The sequence below is a fragment of the Streptosporangium amethystogenes subsp. fukuiense genome, assembly GCF_042665875.1.
Classification (GTDB): domain Bacteria; phylum Actinomycetota; class Actinomycetes; order Streptosporangiales; family Streptosporangiaceae; genus Streptosporangium; species Streptosporangium fukuiense.
Map to the genome: position 1 here is coordinate 2,747,317 of NZ_JBHTEE010000001.1, position 17,805 is coordinate 2,765,121.

Consider the following 17,805-nt stretch of genomic DNA (forward strand, 5'->3'; position numbering starts at 1 on the left):
ACATTGACCGCCGCCGAAAAATGGTTTGAGCCCACGCGGGGGACGTCTGAATATCTTTACTCTTATACGGTCCGGCACCATTTCAGCTGTTTTTGAGATGGACCGTCTCGCCCTGCTCGATCCTGGCGCGGCCCGCGGTCAGCGTGGCGACCCAGCCGGGAAAGCCGGCCAGGTCACGCTCGCGCACCGCGACGCGGAAGCCGACCTCCGCGCCGTAGCGGACCTCCCTGACCTCGTACGGCGAGATGCGCAGGTCGTTCTCCAGCCGCCCGGCCTGGACGTGGTCCACGGTCACGGCCATGACCCTGGCGGGCACCATCTCGACCAGCGGCGTGAGATCCAGCGTCTTGCCGACCGACGAGCCGTACGCGCGGACCAGACCTCCCGCACCGAGCTTCACCCCGCCGAAGTACCGGGTGACCACCGCCACCACGTCGGCGACGCCCCTGCGCAGCAGGGTCTCCAGCATCGGGGTGCCCGCGGTGCCACCGGGCTCGCCGTCGTCGTCGGCCCGCTGGATGCGGCGGTCGCCACCGATCACGTAGGCCGAGCAGTTGTGCGTGGCGTCACAGTACAGCCGTTTGCGGCCGGCGATGAACTCCCTGGCCTCTTCCTCCGAGGTGACCTGACCGATGGCGCACAGGAAACGGGAGCGCCTTATGTCGATCTCGTGCTCTGTCGTGTTCCGCGGAGTCAGATACGGGTCGGGCATTCGGCAAGGGTATCGGCGGGGTTCCCGGTTCGCTCCTTCGCGCACGCCTTTCCGGCCGCCCTAGGAGGCGTCCCGATGCCGAAGCCCTCGCGGCGGGTGGCCCGATGCTCGATCGCCGCCGCGGAAAGGATCCCGGGGCCGCGCTCGCCCCCGGGAGTCCGGCGGGCCGCATCAGGATCGGAATACGGAACGGACGCCGCGTTTATTTACAACGCAACAAAAACCCCCTCGCGACGTCGAAATAGCAGAGAAGCACCTGGCGTTCATTGAACGAAACAGTGCGACTCGCCCCCCATGAGCTGGGGGTCAGGCGCCGGCGACTGGAACTCCCGCCAAGGGGCAGGCCTTTGGGGCACGACGACCCCGCGGTGGGACGCTTGCCTTCACCGGGAAAGGGGTTATATTTACCAATAATAATAGTAGGGATTGAGGGTAATAACGATGCCCCTGCCGAATTTCCTCACGATCGGTGCTCCTAAAACCGGGACCACCGCCCTGCACGCCGCACTGGCCCGGCACCCGGAGCTGTTCATGTCCCCGGTGAAGGAGCCGAAGTTCTTCCTCAGTGACGGCCCCCCTCCCACCAAGGGAGGCCCGGGCGACGTCCAGACCTACCGCGAGCACGTCTGGCGGCGCGAGGACTACGAAGCCCTGTTCGACGCGGCACCGCCGGGAACGCTCACCGGCGAGTCCACGCCGTTCTACCTCTACGACCTGGCGGCCCAGCGGCGCATCAGGAGGACCATCCCCGACGCCAGGCTCATCGTGGTGCTGCGCGACCCGGTGGAGCGCGCCCACTCCAACTGGACACATCTGTGGTCGGCCGGACTGGAGCCGATCGGCGACGTGCTGGAGGCCTGCGCCGAGGAGGAACGAAGGGTCGCGGCCGGCTGGGCGCCGTTCTGGCACTACCTGGGGCTCGGCAGGTACGGCAGGCAGCTGGAACACCTGTTCACCCTGTTCCCCCGCGAACAGGTGCTCGTCTACCGCTACCGCGACCTGGTCGACCGGCCCGCCGACACGCTGGACCGGATCTGCCGCTTCCTCGGCGTGGAGACCGGCGTCGTCACCGAGGTCCCCCGGGAGAACGTGACCGCCCATCCGGAGCCGACCCGCGGACACCGGATGCTGTCGCGGGCGTTGCGCGTGGGGTCGTCCGTGGGACGGTTCCTGCCGTCGCGGGTGAGCGTGGCGCTGACCGATCCACTGGAGCGCACGCTGCAGCGGCGGGCCCGCTCCCGCCAGCCGCTGACCTGGGACCAGCGGGAGAAACTGATCTCCCACTTCACCCAGGACGTGGCACTGCTGCAGAGGGTGACCGGCGAGGACTTCAGCGACTGGCTCCGCCCCCGCGAACGCTCCGGCGGCCTGGTGGGCGTCCGCCCCAACGGCCAGCGCCAGGCCCGCAACGGCCGCCCCCAGGTTTGACCGTTCGCCGACTCTCGGTGTCCGCCGCGAGGCCGGCGAGCCGCCCCGTTGCCGTGACGGTGTTCTCCCTTCCGGGAGTCCCCGATTCGCCGGTGCGCGCCCGAGCCCCGTACCGGGCGGCACCACCCGGTACGGGGCTCGTGGGCCTCACCGTTCGAACCTCACCGTGCCCGGCCGGGGCGTGATCGGCGTGACCTCGCGCAGGCCGGCGGCCGTGCTCAGCGCAGCTCGGTGCGGAGCTCGTGCGCCCCGTCAGCGCGGGTGTACTCGTAGTAGAGCCGCCGCCCGCCCTCCGGCAGGTCCACGATGTCCAGGTAGCGCAGGCCCCCGCCCGCGTGCGGCGAGAGGGCGGCCGGCCCGGTGCCGACCGGGGTCAGCTCCGCCGGGTCGGCGCCGACCGCGACACCGGTCTTCTCCTCGTAGTTCTCCGCCGCCGTGGCCCTGCCGTCGTAGAAGGCCACCACCTGCTCCCCGAGGAAGCGGACCGCCGCCACCCGCGCCCCCCGGGCGTCCCAGTCTCCGGGCCGGCCGCTGAGCGCGGTGCCCTGCCAGGTCCACTCGATGCCGTCGGCGCTGGTGGCGTAGTCGGTCACCATCTGGTCGGCCTCGTCGTCCTCCGCCAGGGGGTGGCAGGAGGCCCACAGATGCCACACGCCGCCCCGCCGCACGATCACCGGGTCCTTGACGCCGGTCTTCGGGTCGCCGGGTAGCACCACCTGCCGCTGCGAGGCGCGGAACCCGGACGGGTCGTCGGCCTCCAGCACCTCGACCCGCCAGTGCTTGGTGTCGTAGGTGGCGCAGCTGAGGTAGAGCCGCCAGCGCCCTTCCGGTGTGCGGACCAGGGTGGGTCGCTCCAGTGACTCGGTGTCCATCTCCCGCCTGTCGATGGTGAGCAGGGTCTCGAACCGCTCGCCGTCGGTGGAGCGGGCGACGGCGACGGCGTAGCCGCGACCCTCGCCGACGGGGCGGCGCAGCCGGTAGGCGAGATAGATCAGCCCGTCGCTCGCCACGGCGCTCGGCGCACCGGCCCAGTGGCCCACGCCCGGCCGGGCCGGTTCGATCGCGACTGTGGAACGGCCCGGGTCGGGAAGGAAATCCTCGATCGTCACGACACCGAGATTAGGCAGGCCCTGGGTGGCACTCACGGAGAATCACCAATCATGGTCACGAGTTTTGTCACCCCTTGACGGCCAAAGGGTGCGTCGTTCTCGGGCCTCCGGCGTGGGAGGCGCGGCGGCCGCCGTCCCTCCACGGCCGGACCGGCACGATCGGGCGCGCGGGGGTGACATGGTCCGGATGCCGTGCGCGCCAGGGGACGGGGCCGTGATGCCGGGACCCGCGAAGACCTCGATGCCGACCGTACAGGGTGGGGGGAGGTACGCGGGCCCGCGCCGTGCTCCCCCACGATGATCGCCCGGTTCACCGGCGACGCGCCTTCCACGCTCTTCAGGACCGGCGGAGCGTCGCGCTCGGCAGCGGGATGGCGGGGAACGGGTTGTCCGGCGGCAGGATGAGCCGCCGGGCCTCCTGCGGGCGCGCGGTGGCGTCCAGATGCAGGAGCGCGGCCCCGATGCCCGCGGCGCCGACCATGTAGCCGGTGTCGGCGGTGACCTCCCAGGGACGCAGCCGCCGGTAGGCCTGGTACCAGCGAGAGCCCCGGCCGTCGTGGCCGGTTGCCAGGCCGGTCAGGTTCTCCCCCAGCGTGCGGGCGAACTCCAGGTGCTGCGGGCGGCCGGTCGCCGCCCAGAGCCCGACGAACAGCTCCACCAGCCCGGCGGTGCCGCAGCACTGGCAGGCCGAGTTCCAGTGGCCACCGCTCTGGCCGGCGGGGGCGCCGCTGCTGACGATCCCCCTGGCCAGCCGCTCGACCCAGTCGAGGTCTCCGGCGTCACCCGACACCCGGTACAGCTCGTAGAAGGTCCGGGCGACCCCCGCTGAGCCGGAGCAGAAGCCCAGGTAGTGCAGGTCGCGGCCCTGCGGGATGTGGTGCGGCACCAGCGCGCACCGTTCGGTCACGGCGCTGACCGCGCGGACGAAGTCGGCCCCCCTGCGAGAGCCGTCGAGAAAGCGGGTCTCGCCGGTCACGCCGTACAGGCGGGCGAGCAGGAAGGCGGTGCCGGCCGTGCCGGACAGGAACCCCGGGGTGACCGCGTCCAGCGGCAGGTCGGCGCAGGCGCCCTCGCCGAAGCGGTGGCCGGGGACGGCGAGTGCGGCGATGCGGGCGCCGGCCTCGACGGCGATCTCCTGGTAGGCGGGCACCCCCAGGATGCCCCCGGCGTGCAGCAGGCCGAGGATGATCCCGCCGTCGCCGCGCTGGGCGGGGTCACCGGTCCAGCCCAGGCCGCCGTCGATGGGGCGGGCACTGCGCACGATGCGGTCGGCGACCGCGCCCGCCTCGACTTCGAAACCCCGTTCACCGGTGGCCCATCCGGCCTCGGCGAGGGCGAACATCACCCCGGCCAGACCGTGGTGGAGGGAGAGATCGGCCTGCTCCCGCCAGGTGGCGGCGAGATAGCGGGCCCCGGCCGCGGCGTCGTCCAGGTAGCCCTCCTCACCCGTGGCGGCGGCGAGCTCCAGGAAGAACAGGATGATCCCGGCCGCCCCCGAGTACAACGACAGGGGGTGGTCGGGCATCGCGGCCTGGCCCCGGGGGTCGGGGTTGGCCTGCCAGTGCCGTCCCCGCTCGTCGTCCACGGCCGCCGAGCGGATCCAGCGCGCGGCCCCGACCGCGGTGGCCAGCGGGCTCTCCGCCCTCGACTCCAGGCTCATGGCGGCTCCTTCGTACGGCGAGACAATCATGTTACCTGTATTTCCTACAGGATCAATAGGTAATGCGGTGACGCCTGCTCGTGGACCACGCGGGTCTCCCCTCGCCCGTGTTCAGGCCGAGCGGCCCGGGGGAACCAGATCGCTCATGACCGATCCCGCCAGATCGAACCCGCCGACATGGGCGAGGTAGCCGCCGGGTTCGAAGATCGATCCGTCCAGCGGGATGAACACTCCCCCCGCCTGCCGGACCAGCAGCGACCCCGCCGCCACGTCCCATGGGCTGACCCTACTGCCGTAGGCGACGTCCGCCCACCCTCCCGCGACATGGGCCAGCTTGAGCGCCGTGCTGCCCGGACGGCGCGTGGAGGCGAACGACGCCAGCATCCGGCCGAACTCGCGCAGCACCTCCTCCCCGCCGTCGGCCAGCTCACGGGGGGTGGGATAACTGGTCAGCAGCATCGCCTCCCGATCGCGCGTGGCACCGGCGCTGCGCAACCGCACGTCGTTGCACCAGGCCCCGCCCAGGTCGGCCCGGAACTCGTCGTCGCGCACCGGGTCGTAGACCACCCCGGCGACCACCTCGTCCCCGGCGGCGGCGGCGATCGACACGCAGAAGAAGGGCAGCCCGGCGGCGAAGTTCGCGGTCCCGTCGATCGGGTCGACGTACCAGCGGATCTCACCGGACCCCTCGCTGCCGCCCTCCTCGCCGATGACCGTGCTGCCCGGGACGCGCCTTTCGATGACCTCCCGGATGATCTCCTCCGCGGCACGGTCGTGCTCGGTCACCGGATCGTGGAAGTCGCTCTTGGTCTCGACCGCGGGACGCGACCTGAACGCCTTGCGGAGCCGGTCGCCCGCCGCGCGGGCTGCCTCGACCGCGACGGCCGAGAGCTCTGTCGAGGTGCTCTGATCCATGCTTCCTCCAGTCAGCTTCTCGGCCCTAGGGGCCGAGCTTGCAGCTCCTCATCGTGCATGGGGTGCACGGTTCAGGCCGCGTCGTCGGTAGCGTGACTCACTGCCCAGCTCGCGACACCGCGCACGGCGATGTTACGGGCCGCGTTCACGTCGGCGTGCTCAGCGAAGCCGCACGACATGCATCGGAAGGTGGCCTGATCGGGCCGGTTCTTCTTCGAGATGTGGCCGCATGCCGAGCACCCCTGCGAGGTGTGGGCCGGGTCCACGTACACCACCGGCACCCCGGCCCGGGACGCCTTGTAGGCGACGAAGGAGCCGAACTGGTGGAAGCTCCAAGAGTGCAGCGTGACCCGCTGGGGCTTGCGGAGCCGTACCCTTGCGCGGATGCCGCCCAGGTCTTCCAGGGCGATGCCGCGCGAGGTGCGTTGCGCCTCGGTCACGATGGTCTTGGAGATGCGGTGGTTGGTGTCGGCCGCGAAGCGCGCTTCCCGGCCGGAGATCTTGCGCAGGAGCCTCTTGGCGGCCTTGGTGCCCTTGGATTGCAGGCGTCGGCGCAGCCGCCGGTTGCGGTGGCGTACCTGGTTCAGGTGCTTGCCGGCGTGGACGATGCCATCGGATGCGGTGGCGATGTTGGCGATGCCGAGATCCACGCCGAGGAACCCGTCGGGCTCGAAGGTCTGGGGTTGGGGCATCTCGCAGGTGGCGTACAGGTACCAGGAGCCGCCCCGAAACACCAGGTCGGACTCGCCCTTGCGGTAGGCGGTCGGCAACTTCATCTGTTCGGGCGAGCAGGCGAAGGGGATGCGGCCAAAGCGGCCGCGCGCGGTCCAGATCGAGATCGTAGAGGCGCCGTACTGCCAGGACAGACACCGGTCGTCGTAGGGCTGCGCGGCGTCCTTGCGGAACCGGATCGGTTTGCTCTCGACCTTGGTGCGCCGCGTGGCGGTGTTCGGGCCGTGGTTTCCGGCCTTCAGGTTGGCCTTCAGTGTGGCGTAGGCCCCGGCGACTTTCCGCGCGATGTGGATGGCGGGCTGCGCGGACAGGCCCATGGCCTTCAGGTCGCCGTAGACGAGGCGCTGCAGGGAGGTCTTGTTCTTGGTGCCGGTGTCGAAGGCGCGGCGGGATGCGTGGTTGGCGGCCCGGTTGCACAGGGTCAGCGTCTCCCGCAGCGCCACCTCCGTGGCGGCGTCGGGGAGCAGCTTCACCTGCACGACCAGCTTCATCCCCGGGATTTTACCATGGGTATCATCTTGTCTATGTCACCTCGATGGGAACCAGACCCTGATGTAAGAAGGGGCCGTAGCGTCATCTACAACCTTCAAGTTCATCTTGTCTTCGTCACCAAGTACCGGGGCGGCGTCCTTAATGATGCGATGCTCACCCGCTGCGAGGAGGTCATGCGGGAGGTGTGCGCCCAGCTCGGCGCGGCCCTGGGGGAGTTCAACGGCGAGGAAGACCACGTGCACCTACTCGTGCACTACCCGCCCAAACTGCCGATCTCGACTCTGGTCAACCGGCTCAAGGGCGTCTCGGCGCATTACCTGCGCAAGGAGTTCACCGGCCGGATCGACCGGCACATCATGCACGGTCACCTGTGGTCGCCGTCGTACTTCGCCGGCTCGTGCGGCGGCGCACCAGTGGAGATCATCCGCGAGTACATCGAGAGCCAGAAACGTCCGGACCAGCGTCCGGGCGCAGGAAGGGAAGCCATTCCTCCCGGCCCGGAACTTATCTGCAGGACGATCATGAGGTGAGGGCGTCAAGGCTGATCAGAATGTTCATGCGATCGCAGGAGCGTTGGCTTGTCGCGTCACTCAGCACTCCCGGATGTTGCTGAGTAAACGTTACGATCTTGCGATGCGGTCATCTGCGTTAGTCGCCAGGTGGAAGGCGGTTCTGTCGGGCCGGAAATGGCCCTAAACTGTCGGTCAAATAATCGGAGTGGGGCTCGTTGCTTGGCCCCTGCTTCTATGTTGTCGCTGTCTTTGTTCTCGGGCTGGGCCCGATCGTCTTGGTCTTCGCCGCGCTCTTCGCGATGGCCGTTTTGTATGTTGTGGCGCTCATGACACCCGACGGTTCGTCGATGACGGCGACCCCAGGCGGCAGGGTGCTGTGGGCGGGCGCGGTCTTGATTCTCGGGGCGATCAGCTGGGTTGCCGGGGCGTCAGCCCTCGGCAAGCTGGGGCTATCCACGACGGACCCGCTGTGGTGGTCGTTGCTTAGTGCAGTCCCGTTCGCCCTGGCGGCAGCACTCTGTGTGGGAGGGTGGACCTCGCTCGTCTCGCTTATCTTGACCGCGGTTCTGATCCTGACTGGCTGCTCCTAGGAACAGCCTGCTGCTCAGTTGCTGGAATGGTGCTCAACGGTCATCCGCCCCGGCGGGCGAGTTCGCGCCGGAGTTCAAGGTTCTCGCCATGGGCTTGTTCAAGTGCTGTGCGCAGGCCCGTGGTCTCTAGAGCCGCCCCGACTCCCATCCTGTACGAGAACGCACGCCCCCTACCCGCGTGGCGGGCATCTCCGCGAGCCTCGGCCGTTTTTCGTCAGGACAATCCGGTCCCCGCCGGGGAGGGGACCGTACGAAACGCACGCGGCGATCGCCTCCCGGAGATCACGCTCGTCGGGCATCGGCCAGATCGACAGAAGGACTAGAAGTCGTACTTAAAGGTCAAATCTGCATCAAACAACCAGTAGTCGGGAGCATCCACCGCATGGCATTTCGCCCGATGGGGATGTCATACGGGTAATCACCGCTAAGAAAGCCTGGCGTATGACCCCAGATCCGAGACAAGACGATGCGCGGCCGGAGAGATGAACAGGCGGCGGTCCTCGCCCTGCTGGAAGGCGTCGCGTCCACCACAGGGAACGTCATGCTCGTCGAGGGCGAGCCGGGGACAGGCAAGACGCTGCTGCTCGGCGAAGCGGCCGGTCTCGCGGCCGCGCGGGGGACGGCGGTCGCGAACGGACGGGCCGACGAGCTGGGACGGCTGACACCGCTGGGGCCGCTGCTGTCGGCCCTGGAGGAGTCCCCGGCACCCCTGGCCGTGGCCAGGAACGCCGCCCCCGACGGTCCCAGCCTGCTGCTCTGGCTGGCCGAGCAGGTCAGGGCCTCGCTGGAGAGAAGGCTGGGCGCGGGGCCGCTGCTGGTCACCCTGGACGATCTACAGTGGGCCGATCCCGCCACGCTCATGGCCCTGCGCACACTGCCCTCGCGGCTGGCCGAACGGCCGGTGGCATGGCTGCTGGCCTGCCGCAGCACCCCGGCGCGCGGCGACGCCAGACGGCTGTTCGACCTGCTCGAAGAGGAGGGGGCCACCCGGACCGTACTGCGCCCGCTCGACGACGGCGCGGTCGCCGAGGTCTGCGCCGACATCCTGGGCGCGGCTCCCGGGAAGGATCTGGCGGCACTGGCCGCACAGGCCGGCGGCAACCCGCTGCTGCTGTCGGAATATCTCACCGGACTGTGCGAGGAGGGCGCCGTCCTCGTGCGGGACGGCGTCGCCCGGCTGGCCGAGACCACTCCGGCCGGAGCCGAGCTGCCCCTGCGGGTGCACACCGCCGTCCGGCGGCGGCTGAACGAGCTCGGCGCCAAGACCAGGTACCTGCTGGAGGCCACGGCGGTGCTCGGGCGCTCGTTCTCACCGGCGTACGCGGCCGAGATGCTCGGCGAGACCCCGGCCGCACTGCTTCCCGCGCTGGAGGAGGCCCTGGCCGCGGGCGTGCTCGTCACCACCCCCGACGAGCTGGCGTTCAGGCACGAACTGCTGTGGCGCTCGGTCGTCGAGAGGGTGCCCCAACCGGTGCGACGAGCGCTGCGCGAACAGGTCGAGCGCGCCGCCCGGACCCGCCCGGCCCGCCCGGCCCGTCTGACCGGGGGCGGCGGCGCCGAGACGCTGACGGACCTGGCCCTGCTGGCCTGGGACGAGGGCAGGCTCTCGTACGGACTGGACCTGGCGCGCGAGGCCGTGGAGCAACCGGCCGGTGGACGGCGGCGGCAGCAGCCCCGGGCCGTGCTCGCCTCGATGCTGATCGACCTCTGGCTGCTGGAGGAGGCGGAGAGCACGACGGAGATCGCCGCGGCCGAGGCCGAGGGCGAGCCGGCCTGGGCCGCGGAGATCCCCGTCCTGCGCGCCCGCCTGCACCTGGCCGCGGGCAGGCTCGGCAGCGCGATCGAGCACGCGGAGGCCGCCCTGGCCGCCGCCGGGATCCTGGGCGCCCCGTTACCGGCCTCCTCGGCCCTGTCGGTGCTCGGCACCGCGTCACTGCGGGCGGGCGACCTGCCGGGGGCCGTCAGGTACATGGAGAGGAACCTCGCCGGGTCGGCACGAGGCCTGCCCCCGCGCACGTGGCTGCGCTCGGAGCTGGTGGCCGGTCGGATCAACGAGGCGCGCGACGGAGCCACGGGCGGGATGAGCTCGCTCGGCGGGCTGTACGACGCGCTTCCCCGGCACACCGGGGCGCTGACCAGCGAGCCCACCGCCGCGGCCTGGCTGGTGCGGCTGGCCATGGCGACGGGTCAGCGGCACCGGGCCGACGCCGTGATCGACGCGGCCGAGGGCATCGCCCGGCGCAGCCCCGGCCTGCCCAGCCCGTCGGTGGCCGCCGACCACGCCCGTGGACTGCGGGAGGGCGACCCCGAGGCGCTGGGCCGCGCGGTGGCCGGGCACGGCGATCCGTGGGCCAGGGGGTCGGCGGCGGAGGATCTGGGCGTGCTGCTCGGCGCGGACGACGGCTGCCGGGATCCGGCCGTGCAGAACCTCAAGATCGCGCTCGCCTGCTACGGCGCGATGGGGGCCGTCCGTGACGCCGCCCGGGTACGGGGCAGGCTGCGGCTGCTGGGCGAGCGGCGCCGCCACTGGGTCAGGACCGCCCATCCCACCTCGGGATGGGCCAGCCTGACCGGCACCGAGCAGGCCGTCTGCGACCTGGTCTCCCAGGGGCTGACGAACCGGAACGCCGCCGAGCAGATGTTCATCAGCGAGCACACGGTCGCCTTCCACCTGCGGCAGGTCTTCCGCAAGCTGGGCATCCACTCCCGGGTCGAGCTGGCCAGGCTCTCCGCCGAGGAGGGCGTCCACCACGGCCACCGAGACCTCCGCGAAGACCCCTGAGCGCCCCTCCCGGACGCGGTTCACCTGGACCGTCCCCTTGGCGAGGTGCTCGTGTTTCGACCGCCTCGGCGATCCGGGACGGCGCGCTGCCGCGGTCGCCGCAGCGCGGGGTGCCCGCCGCGACCGTGGGGATCCGGCTCCCCTTCCCGCGGTTCCGGCATCGCACGACATCTGGTGACGTCGCCGGTTCTCCTCATCGGTAGGTGACGTCGAGCTCCCCCTCGGCGAGGTCGACCCGGACCACGCCCCCCTCGTAGGCCTCCCCGGACAGCAGTGCGCGACCGATGCGCGTCTCGACCTCCCTGGAGATGAACCGGCGCAGCGGGCGGGCGCCGTAGACCGGGTCGTAGCCGCGCTCGGCGATGTACCTGAGCGCGGCCTCGGTGACGTCCAGCCGGATCCCCCGCTGTTCGAGACGGGTCCGCAGCTCGGCGAACATCAGGCCGACGATGCGCTCGATCTCCTCCATGGTGAGCGGCTTGAAGATCACGATGTCGTCGACGCGGTTGAGGAACTCGGGGCGGAAGTGCGCGCGCAGCTCGGCCATCACCCGCTGCTGCGCCTCCTCCTCGATCTCTCCGCTCGGTGTGACGCCGTCGAGGAGGTAGACGGAGCCGATGTTGGAGGTCATGATCAGGACCGTGTTGCGGAAGTCGACGGTCCTGCCCTGCGCGTCGGTGAGCCGCCCGTCGTCCAGCACCTGCAACAGCGTGTTGAAGACATCCGCGTGCGCCTTCTCCACCTCGTCGAAGAGCACCACGGAGTACGGCTTGCGCCGCACGGCCTCGGTCAGCTGGCCGCCCTCCTCGTACCCCACGTAGCCGGGGGGCGCGCCGACGAGGCGGCTGACGGTGTGCCGCTCCTGGTACTCGCTCATGTCGATGCGGATCATGTTGTCCTCGGTGTCGAAGAGCGCCTCCGCGAGCGCCTTGGCCAGCTCGGTCTTGCCGACGCCCGTCGGTCCCAGGAAGATGAACGACCCGATCGGGCGGCGCGGGTCCTTGATGCCGGAACGGGCCCGGATGACGGCGTCGGCCACCAGCCGCACCGCCTCGTCCTGGCCGATCACCCGCTCGTGCAGGACCTGGTCGAGCCGGAGGAGCTTCTCCCTCTCGCCCTCCTGCAGGCGGCTCACCGGGATGCCCGTCCACCGGGAGACGATCATCGAGATCTCGTCGTCGGTGACGACCTCGCGCAGCAGGCGCGCCGTCCCCTGCTTGGCGAGCAGACGCTCCTCCTCCGCCTCCAGCCGTCGCTCCAGGTCGGGCAGCCTGCCGTGCCGCAGCTCCGCGGCACGGTTGAGGTCGTAGTCGCGTTCGGCCCGATCGGCGTCGGCACGTACGTGTTCGATCTCCTCGCGCAGGTTCTGGACCGCGCGTAGCGCGTGCCGCTCGGCCTCCCACTGCGCCCGCATGGCGTCGGCCTCGGCGCGCACGTCGGCGAGCTCCGCGCGCAGCTCCTCCAGGCGGACCCCGCTCGCGAGATCCTCCTCCTTGGCGAGCGCGGCCTCCTCGATCTCCAGGCGCATCACCCTGCGGGTGAGCTCGTCGAGCGCGGCGGGCATCGAGTCGATCTCCGTACGGAGCATCGCGCACGCCTCGTCCACCAGGTCGATGGCCTTGTCCGGCAGGAAGCGATCGGAGATGTAGCGGTGGCTCAGCACGACGGCGGCCACCAGCGCGCTGTCCTGGATCTTCACCCCGTGAAAGATCTCCAGGCGCTCGCGCAGGCCGCGCAGGATGGAGATGGCGTCCTCGACCGAGGGCTCGTCGACCATCACCGGCTGGAACCGGCGCTCCAGCGCGGCGTCCTTCTCGATGTGCTTGCGGTACTCGCTGAGGGTCGTCGCCCCGATCATGTGCAGCTCGCCGCGGGCCAGCATGGGCTTGAGCATGTTGCCCGCGTCCATGGCGCCCTCGGCCGCTCCGGCGCCCACCACGGTGTGCAACTCGTCGACGAAGAGCAGGATCCGCCCCTCGGCGGCCTTGACCTCGTTGAGCACGGCCTTGAGGCGCTCCTCGAACTCGCCCCGGTACTTCGCCCCGGCCACCAGCGAGCCCATGTCGAGGCTGAAGACCGTCTTGCCCTTGAGTCCCTCCGGCACGTCCCCGTGGCTGATCCGCTGCGCGAGGCCCTCCACGATGGCGGTCTTGCCGACACCGGGGTCACCGACCAGTACGGGATTGTTCTTCGTCTTGCGGGACAGGATCTGCACGACGCGGCGGATCTCGGCGTCGCGCCCGACGACCGGGTCGAGCTTGCCCGACAGGGCGTCGGCCACCAGGTCGCGCCCGTACTTCTCCAGCGCCTCGTACGCCACCTCGGGCATCGCGGACGTCACCCGCTGGTTGCCGCGGACCGCGGTGAGCGCCTTGAGGAAGCCGTCCCTGGTCAGCCCCTGATCGTGCAGCAGCCTCCCGGCGGAGCTCGAACTGCCCTCCTCCAGCAGGGCGATGAGCAGGTGCTCCACCGACACGTACTCGTCCTTGAGCCGGTCGGCCTCCCGCTTGGCCGTGTCCAGCAGGCGGGAGAGCCGCTGCGTCACATAGACCTGGCCCGGCGCGGCACCGGGGCCGCTCACCTTGGGGCGGCGGCCCAGCTCCGCCTCCAGATCGTCCCTGAGCCTGCCGGTGTCGACGTTCGCGTACGAGAGCAGGCGGGATATCAGCCCCTCCGGCTGGTCGAGCAGCGCCAGCAGCAGGTGCTCGCCGTCCACCTCGGTGTGCCCGAAGCGCAGGGCCTTGGTCTGCGCGTCGTGCAGCGCCTCCTGCGACTTCTGGGTCAGCTGGTTCATGTCCACGGCGAGCCTCCGGTGAGTCGGGAACGCCCACGCTGGGCGGCCTCCAGCTGGGCGATGCGGTCCAGCAGGTCGAGCACGAGGCCGAGCGCGGCGTAGTTGATCGAGAACCCGGCCCGCAGCCGCCGGATCCGCGCCATGGTGAGCACTTCGGGAGGCGGGAACCACAGGTGCCCGGCGGAGTCGGTCCCGGCCTCGAGCAGGCCCAGCCTGACAAGGCGTCGCACCAGCTCGGGGTGGGTCCCCGTCGCGCTGGCGAACGTCTCCAGATCCAGGCGCTCGGGCCTGGTGAGCTGATAGGTCCGCTCCACTCCGCCCGACGCCCTCCCCGGGCGGGAGACGGAGCCCCCGGCCGAGGCCGCCCCCCGCGGGCCGGAGGGCCGCGCCCCCGGGTGGGGCGGCCTGCGCTCCGGGAAGGGATGGGTCATCGCCGTCTCCTCGGATCGAACGTGGAGACAGCGGCGAGCTGCTCGAACAGCCGCCGCTCCTCCTCCGACAGCCGGGCCGGAACCATGATCCGCACCTCGGCGTACAGGTCGCCCGCCTTGTTCTGGGGACCGGGCATCCCCCTGCCGCGCAGCCGCAGCCGCCTGCCGCTGGAGGTGCCCGCCGGCACCTTGACCTTGGCCTCGCCCGCGGGGGTGTCGATCGCGACGGTGGCGCCGAGCGCCGCCTCCCACGGGGTGACCTGGAGCAGGACGTGGATGTCTCGCCCCGAGACCCGGTACCGGGGGTGCGGCGCGATCCTGACGATCAGGTAGAGGTCGCCCGCAGGTGCCCCGTCGCCGCCCCTTCCGCCCTGTCCGGCCAGCCTGATGCGCTGCCCCTCGGAGACACCCGCGGGAATCTCGACCCGCAGCGTGCGCGAGCCGACGGTGATCGAGTGGCGGCCGCCCCGGTAGGCGTCCTCGACGCTCAGCTCGATCTCGGCCTCCTGGTCGGCGCCGGGGATCGGCCCCCAGCCTCCGCCGGCCCTGCCTCCCCGCGCTCCCCGTCCGGAGAACAGCCCTTCGAGAAGGTCGTCGAGGTCGATCCCCTCCCCGAAACCGGCCTGCCCCGTGGCCCTGCCCCCGCCGGCACGGCCCGCCCCCGCGCCGGCCCGCGTACGGCGGCCCTGGGCGCGCGCCCATGCCTCGGGGTCCACGTCCTCGGGCACCTGGCGGAAGTTCGGCCCGAAGGCGTCGTAGCGGCGCCGGGTCGCGGGGTCGGACAGCACGCTGTACGCCTCGGAGACCTCCTTGAAGCGGTCCTCGGCGGCCGGGTCCTTGTTGACGTCGGGGTGGTTGACCCGCGCCAGCTTGCGGTAGGCGCGCTGGATCTCCTCCTGGCTCGCGCCCCTCCGCACTCCGAGGATCTCGTAGAAGTCGCGCTCGGGGGGCATCAGTCCCCCTTGGCCACCACGACCAGCGCGGGCCGTAGCTGTTGTTCGCCGTCTCCGTAGCCGGGCCGCACCACCTGCAGGACCGTGCCGTCGGGCACGCCCTCCTGCGGGAGCACGGCCACCGCCTCGTGCCTGGCCGGGTCGAAGGCGGCGCCGGCGTCGTCGCGGCGCGGGTAGCCGAGGAGGGAGAGCACCTCCTGCGCCTGGTCCCTGATCGCCCGCATCCCGTCGACGATGGAGGCGGGGTCGGTCTCCGCGTGCTCCAGCGCGCGGTCCAGGTTGTCCAGTACGGGCAGCCATTCGGTGGCGGCCCGCGCCCGCTCCTCCTCCCGCATCCGCCCGGTGTCCCTGCTGACGCGCTTGCGCAGGTTGTCAAGGTCGGCGAGGGCGCGCCGCCAGCGGTCCTGCAGGTCGCTCACCAGGGCCTGGAGCTCCTCGACCCGGGCCGCCAGGTCGGCCGGGGCGGCCTCTGGCTCCCCGCGCGCCTCCTGGGCATGCGGTCCTTGACCGTGCTGTCCTTGACCGCGCCGTTCTTGCGCATGGCTCTTCCCGCCGTGCTCCTCCTGGCCGCCTTGCCGGTTCCGGTCCTTGCCCGACCCCTCGGCGCCAGGCCGGCCCTGGGCCCGCGGATCCGGCTCACGACCAGGGACGTGGCCGCCCTGCCCGGCTGTCTCACTCATCGGTCGTGAACTCCGCGTCGATGACGTCGTCGTTCCCGCCGGCACCCGCCTGACCGCCCGGAGCCCCGGTCGCGCCCTTCCCCGGGCCGGAGGCGCCGGAGGCCGACGCGCCGAAGCTGTGGTAGACCTGCTGGAGCTCGGCGGTGAGCGAGCGGACCCGGTCGAGCGGGGCCTCCTGCTTGATCGCCTCGCGGGCGTCGTTCACCAGCATCTCGCCCCGCGCCTTCTCATGGACGGGCACCGACTCCCCCAGCTCGGCCAGGCGGTGCTCCACCTGGTAGGCGGCACTGTCGAGCTCGTTGCGCGCGTCGATGACCTGCCGCATCCGCTGGTCCTCCTCGCGGTGCCGCTCGGCGTCGGCGACCATCCGCTCGACCTCACCGGTGTCCAGGTTCGAGCTCTCGCTGATCGTGATGCGCTGCTCGGCGCCGGTGTCCTTGTCCTTGGCCGAAACGTTCAGGATCCCGTTGGCGTCGATGTCGAAGGTCACATCGACCTGCGGCACGCCGCGCGGAGCGGGCCTGATGTTCTCCAGCCGGAACCGGCCGAGGGAACGGTTGTCGGCGGCGCGCTCGCGCTCGCCCTGCAGCACGGCGACGTCCACGGCGGTCTGGTTGTCCTCCGCGGTGCTGAACACCTCGGAGCGGCGGGCCGGAATGGTGGTGTTGCGCTCGATGACCTTCGTCATCACCCCGCCGAGCGTCTCGATGCCGAGGGAGAGCGGCGTCACGTCCAGCAGCACGACGTCCTTCAGCTCGCCCTTGATGACGGCGGCCTGGACCGCCGCGCCCAGCGCCACGACCTCGTCGGGGTTGACCGTCATGTTCGGGTCCTTGCCACCCGTCATGCGGCGCACCAGGCTCTGCACCGCGGGCATCCTGGTCGAGCCGCCCACCAGGATCACCTCGTCGATGTCGTCGGCGGTGAGCTTGGCGTCGGCCATGGCCTGCTGGATGGGGGGCTTGCACCGTTCGAGCAGGTCGGCGGTGATCTCCTCGAAGGTGGAGCGCCGCAGCGTGGCGTTCAGGTGTTTGGGGCCCGAGGCGTCCGCCGTGATGAAGGGCAGGCTGACCTGCGTCTGGCTGACCGCCGACAGCTCGACCTTGGCCTTCTCCGCGGCCTCGAAGAGCCGCTGCAGGGCCTGGGGATCCTGGCGCAGGTCGATGCCGTTGTCCCGCTGGAACTCGTCGGCGAGGTGGTCGACGATGCGCCGGTCGAAGTCGTCACCGCCCAGATGGGTGTCGCCCGCGGTCGCCCGTACCTCGACGACGCCGTCGCCGATGGCGAGGATGCTGACGTCGAAGGTGCCGCCGCCCAGGTCGAAGACGAGCACGGTCTCGTTCTCCTTGCGGTCGAGGCCGTAGGCGAGAGCCGCCGCGGTCGGCTCGTTGACGATCCGCAGGACCTCCAGGCCGGCGATCTTCCCCGCGTCCTTGGTGGCCTGGCGCTGGGAGTCGTTGAAGTACGCGGGCACGGTGATGACCGCCTCGGTGATCTTCTCCCCCAGGAACTTCGAGGCGTCGTCCACCAGCTTGCGCAGCACGGCCGCGGCGATCTCCTCCGGCGCGTACAGCTTCTCGTGGATCTTGAAGCGGACGGCACCGTCCGGACCTGGGACGACGTCGAACGAGACGGCGTTCAGCTCGCTGGTGACCTCGTCGTAGCGGCGGCCGATGAAGCGCTTGGCCGAGTAGATCGTTCCCTTGGGGTTCAGGATCGCCTGACGGCGGGCAAGCTGCCCGACCAGGCGCTCACCGCTCTCGGTGAACGCCACGACCGACGGCGTCGTCCGCACCCCCTCGGCATTGGGGATCACCGTGGGCTTGTCGCCCTCCATCGTGGCGATCACCGAGTTGGTGGTGCCGAGGTCGATTCCAACTGTTTTAGGCATGCTGATCTCCTGTGGACATGACGGCGTCGCCGCCCCGATCCTCGGGCCTGGCCGCTCCACGCCCCGGTGAGTCCGGTGATCCAGGTGGCGGGCACGGCACGCCGGCGCGCGCCCTGCTCAGGGG

Annotated in this window: 13 protein-coding genes; 3 read left to right on the top strand and 10 right to left on the bottom strand. The window is 71.0% G+C overall.

What is annotated here, in order from left to right:
- Positions 1-82: 82 nt before the first annotated feature.
- Positions 83-712, bottom strand: coding sequence for a YigZ family protein (locus ACFQVD_RS11895; protein WP_343980521.1), 630 nt, complete (start codon positions 710-712; stop codon positions 83-85).
- 441 nt (positions 713-1,153) lie between these two features.
- Between ACFQVD_RS11895 and ACFQVD_RS11900 the strand changes: the two genes are divergently transcribed.
- Positions 1,154-2,140, top strand: a complete 987-nt coding sequence (locus ACFQVD_RS11900) for a sulfotransferase family protein (RefSeq protein ID WP_343980518.1) — start codon at positions 1,154-1,156, stop codon at positions 2,138-2,140.
- A 218-nt stretch (positions 2,141-2,358) separates the two neighbouring features.
- Here ACFQVD_RS11900 and ACFQVD_RS11905 read toward each other — a convergent pair whose 3' ends face one another.
- From ACFQVD_RS11905 to ACFQVD_RS11920, 4 genes are all read right to left on the bottom strand, one after another.
- Positions 2,359-3,249 carry a hypothetical protein gene (locus ACFQVD_RS11905; protein ID WP_343980515.1) on the bottom strand — a complete coding sequence of 297 codons (891 nt, stop codon included), beginning with the start codon at positions 3,247-3,249 and terminating at the stop codon, positions 2,359-2,361.
- Between the two features lie 337 nt (positions 3,250-3,586).
- Positions 3,587-4,909 (bottom strand): lanthionine synthetase LanC family protein, encoded by a 1,323-nt coding sequence (locus tag ACFQVD_RS11910; protein WP_364155079.1) that lies wholly within the window; start codon positions 4,907-4,909, stop codon positions 3,587-3,589.
- A 111-nt stretch (positions 4,910-5,020) separates the two neighbouring features.
- The gene (locus tag ACFQVD_RS11915; RefSeq protein WP_343982701.1) at positions 5,021-5,824 is read right to left on the bottom strand and encodes an inositol monophosphatase family protein; all 804 of its coding nucleotides are present in this window, start codon (positions 5,822-5,824) and stop codon (positions 5,021-5,023) included.
- Positions 5,825-5,895: 71 nt separating this feature from the next.
- The gene (locus ACFQVD_RS11920) at positions 5,896-7,047 is read right to left on the bottom strand and encodes an RNA-guided endonuclease InsQ/TnpB family protein (RefSeq protein WP_343982705.1); all 1,152 of its coding nucleotides are present in this window, start codon (positions 7,045-7,047) and stop codon (positions 5,896-5,898) included.
- Positions 7,048-7,080: 33 nt separating this feature from the next.
- Between ACFQVD_RS11920 and tnpA the strand changes: the two genes are divergently transcribed.
- Both tnpA and ACFQVD_RS11930 read left to right on the top strand, forming a co-directional pair.
- Positions 7,081-7,578 (top strand): IS200/IS605 family transposase, encoded by a 498-nt coding sequence (tnpA, locus tag ACFQVD_RS11925; RefSeq protein ID WP_343982708.1) that lies wholly within the window; start codon positions 7,081-7,083, stop codon positions 7,576-7,578.
- Positions 7,579-8,616: 1,038 nt separating this feature from the next.
- Positions 8,617-10,932: an AAA family ATPase gene (locus ACFQVD_RS11930; protein ID WP_386271082.1), complete on the top strand. Its 2,316-nt coding sequence runs from the start codon at positions 8,617-8,619 to the stop codon at positions 10,930-10,932.
- Between the two features lie 193 nt (positions 10,933-11,125).
- On the opposite strand, the gene clpB is transcribed toward ACFQVD_RS11930, so the two are convergent.
- The 5 genes from clpB to dnaK are packed head-to-tail and all read right to left on the bottom strand — an operon-like array spanning position 11,126 to position 17,681.
- A complete protein-coding gene (gene clpB / locus ACFQVD_RS11935) occupies positions 11,126-13,726 on the bottom strand; it encodes an ATP-dependent chaperone ClpB (RefSeq protein WP_343978448.1) in 2,601 nt (866 codons plus the stop codon).
- On the bottom strand, positions 13,723-14,157 hold the full coding sequence (locus ACFQVD_RS11940; protein WP_343978299.1) for a chaperone modulator CbpM: 435 nt from the start codon (positions 14,155-14,157) through the stop codon (positions 13,723-13,725). Before ACFQVD_RS11940 ends, clpB begins: the two co-directional genes overlap by 4 nt.
- Positions 14,154-15,110, bottom strand: coding sequence for a DnaJ C-terminal domain-containing protein (locus ACFQVD_RS11945; RefSeq protein ID WP_343978302.1), 957 nt, complete (start codon positions 15,108-15,110; stop codon positions 14,154-14,156). Before ACFQVD_RS11945 ends, ACFQVD_RS11940 begins: the two co-directional genes overlap by 4 nt.
- Positions 15,110-15,790 carry a nucleotide exchange factor GrpE gene (locus ACFQVD_RS11950; protein ID WP_343978305.1) on the bottom strand — a complete coding sequence of 227 codons (681 nt, stop codon included), beginning with the start codon at positions 15,788-15,790 and terminating at the stop codon, positions 15,110-15,112. The genes ACFQVD_RS11945 and ACFQVD_RS11950 overlap by 1 nt, the downstream gene beginning before the upstream one ends.
- Positions 15,783-17,681, bottom strand: coding sequence for a molecular chaperone DnaK (gene dnaK / locus ACFQVD_RS11955; protein ID WP_343978308.1), 1,899 nt, complete (start codon positions 17,679-17,681; stop codon positions 15,783-15,785). The genes ACFQVD_RS11950 and dnaK overlap by 8 nt, the downstream gene beginning before the upstream one ends.
- Positions 17,682-17,805: the final 124 nt, after the last annotated feature.

Excerpts from the sequence above, each read along its gene's own strand:
- ACFQVD_RS11910 (WP_364155079.1), bottom strand. The coding sequence starts at position 4,909 with ATGAGCCTGGAGTCGAGGGCGGAGAGCCCGCTGGCCACCGCGGTCGGG.
- ACFQVD_RS11920 (WP_343982705.1), bottom strand. The coding sequence starts at position 7,047 with ATGAAGCTGGTCGTGCAGGTGAAGCTGCTCCCCGACGCCGCCACGGAG.
- ACFQVD_RS11930 (WP_386271082.1), top strand. The coding sequence starts at position 8,617 with ATGCGCGGCCGGAGAGATGAACAGGCGGCGGTCCTCGCCCTGCTGGAA.
- tnpA (WP_343982708.1), top strand. The coding sequence starts at position 7,081 with ATGTCACCTCGATGGGAACCAGACCCTGATGTAAGAAGGGGCCGTAGC.
- ACFQVD_RS11950 (WP_343978305.1), bottom strand. The coding sequence starts at position 15,790 with ATGAGTGAGACAGCCGGGCAGGGCGGCCACGTCCCTGGTCGTGAGCCG.
- ACFQVD_RS11900 (WP_343980518.1), top strand. The coding sequence starts at position 1,154 with ATGCCCCTGCCGAATTTCCTCACGATCGGTGCTCCTAAAACCGGGACC.
- dnaK (WP_343978308.1), bottom strand. The coding sequence starts at position 17,681 with ATGCCTAAAACAGTTGGAATCGACCTCGGCACCACCAACTCGGTGATC.
- ACFQVD_RS11915 (WP_343982701.1), bottom strand. The coding sequence starts at position 5,824 with ATGGATCAGAGCACCTCGACAGAGCTCTCGGCCGTCGCGGTCGAGGCA.
- ACFQVD_RS11940 (WP_343978299.1), bottom strand. The coding sequence starts at position 14,157 with ATGACCCATCCCTTCCCGGAGCGCAGGCCGCCCCACCCGGGGGCGCGG.
- ACFQVD_RS11895 (WP_343980521.1), bottom strand. The coding sequence starts at position 712 with ATGCCCGACCCGTATCTGACTCCGCGGAACACGACAGAGCACGAGATC.
- clpB (WP_343978448.1), bottom strand. The coding sequence starts at position 13,726 with ATGAACCAGCTGACCCAGAAGTCGCAGGAGGCGCTGCACGACGCGCAG.
- ACFQVD_RS11945 (WP_343978302.1), bottom strand. The coding sequence starts at position 15,110 with ATGCCCCCCGAGCGCGACTTCTACGAGATCCTCGGAGTGCGGAGGGGC.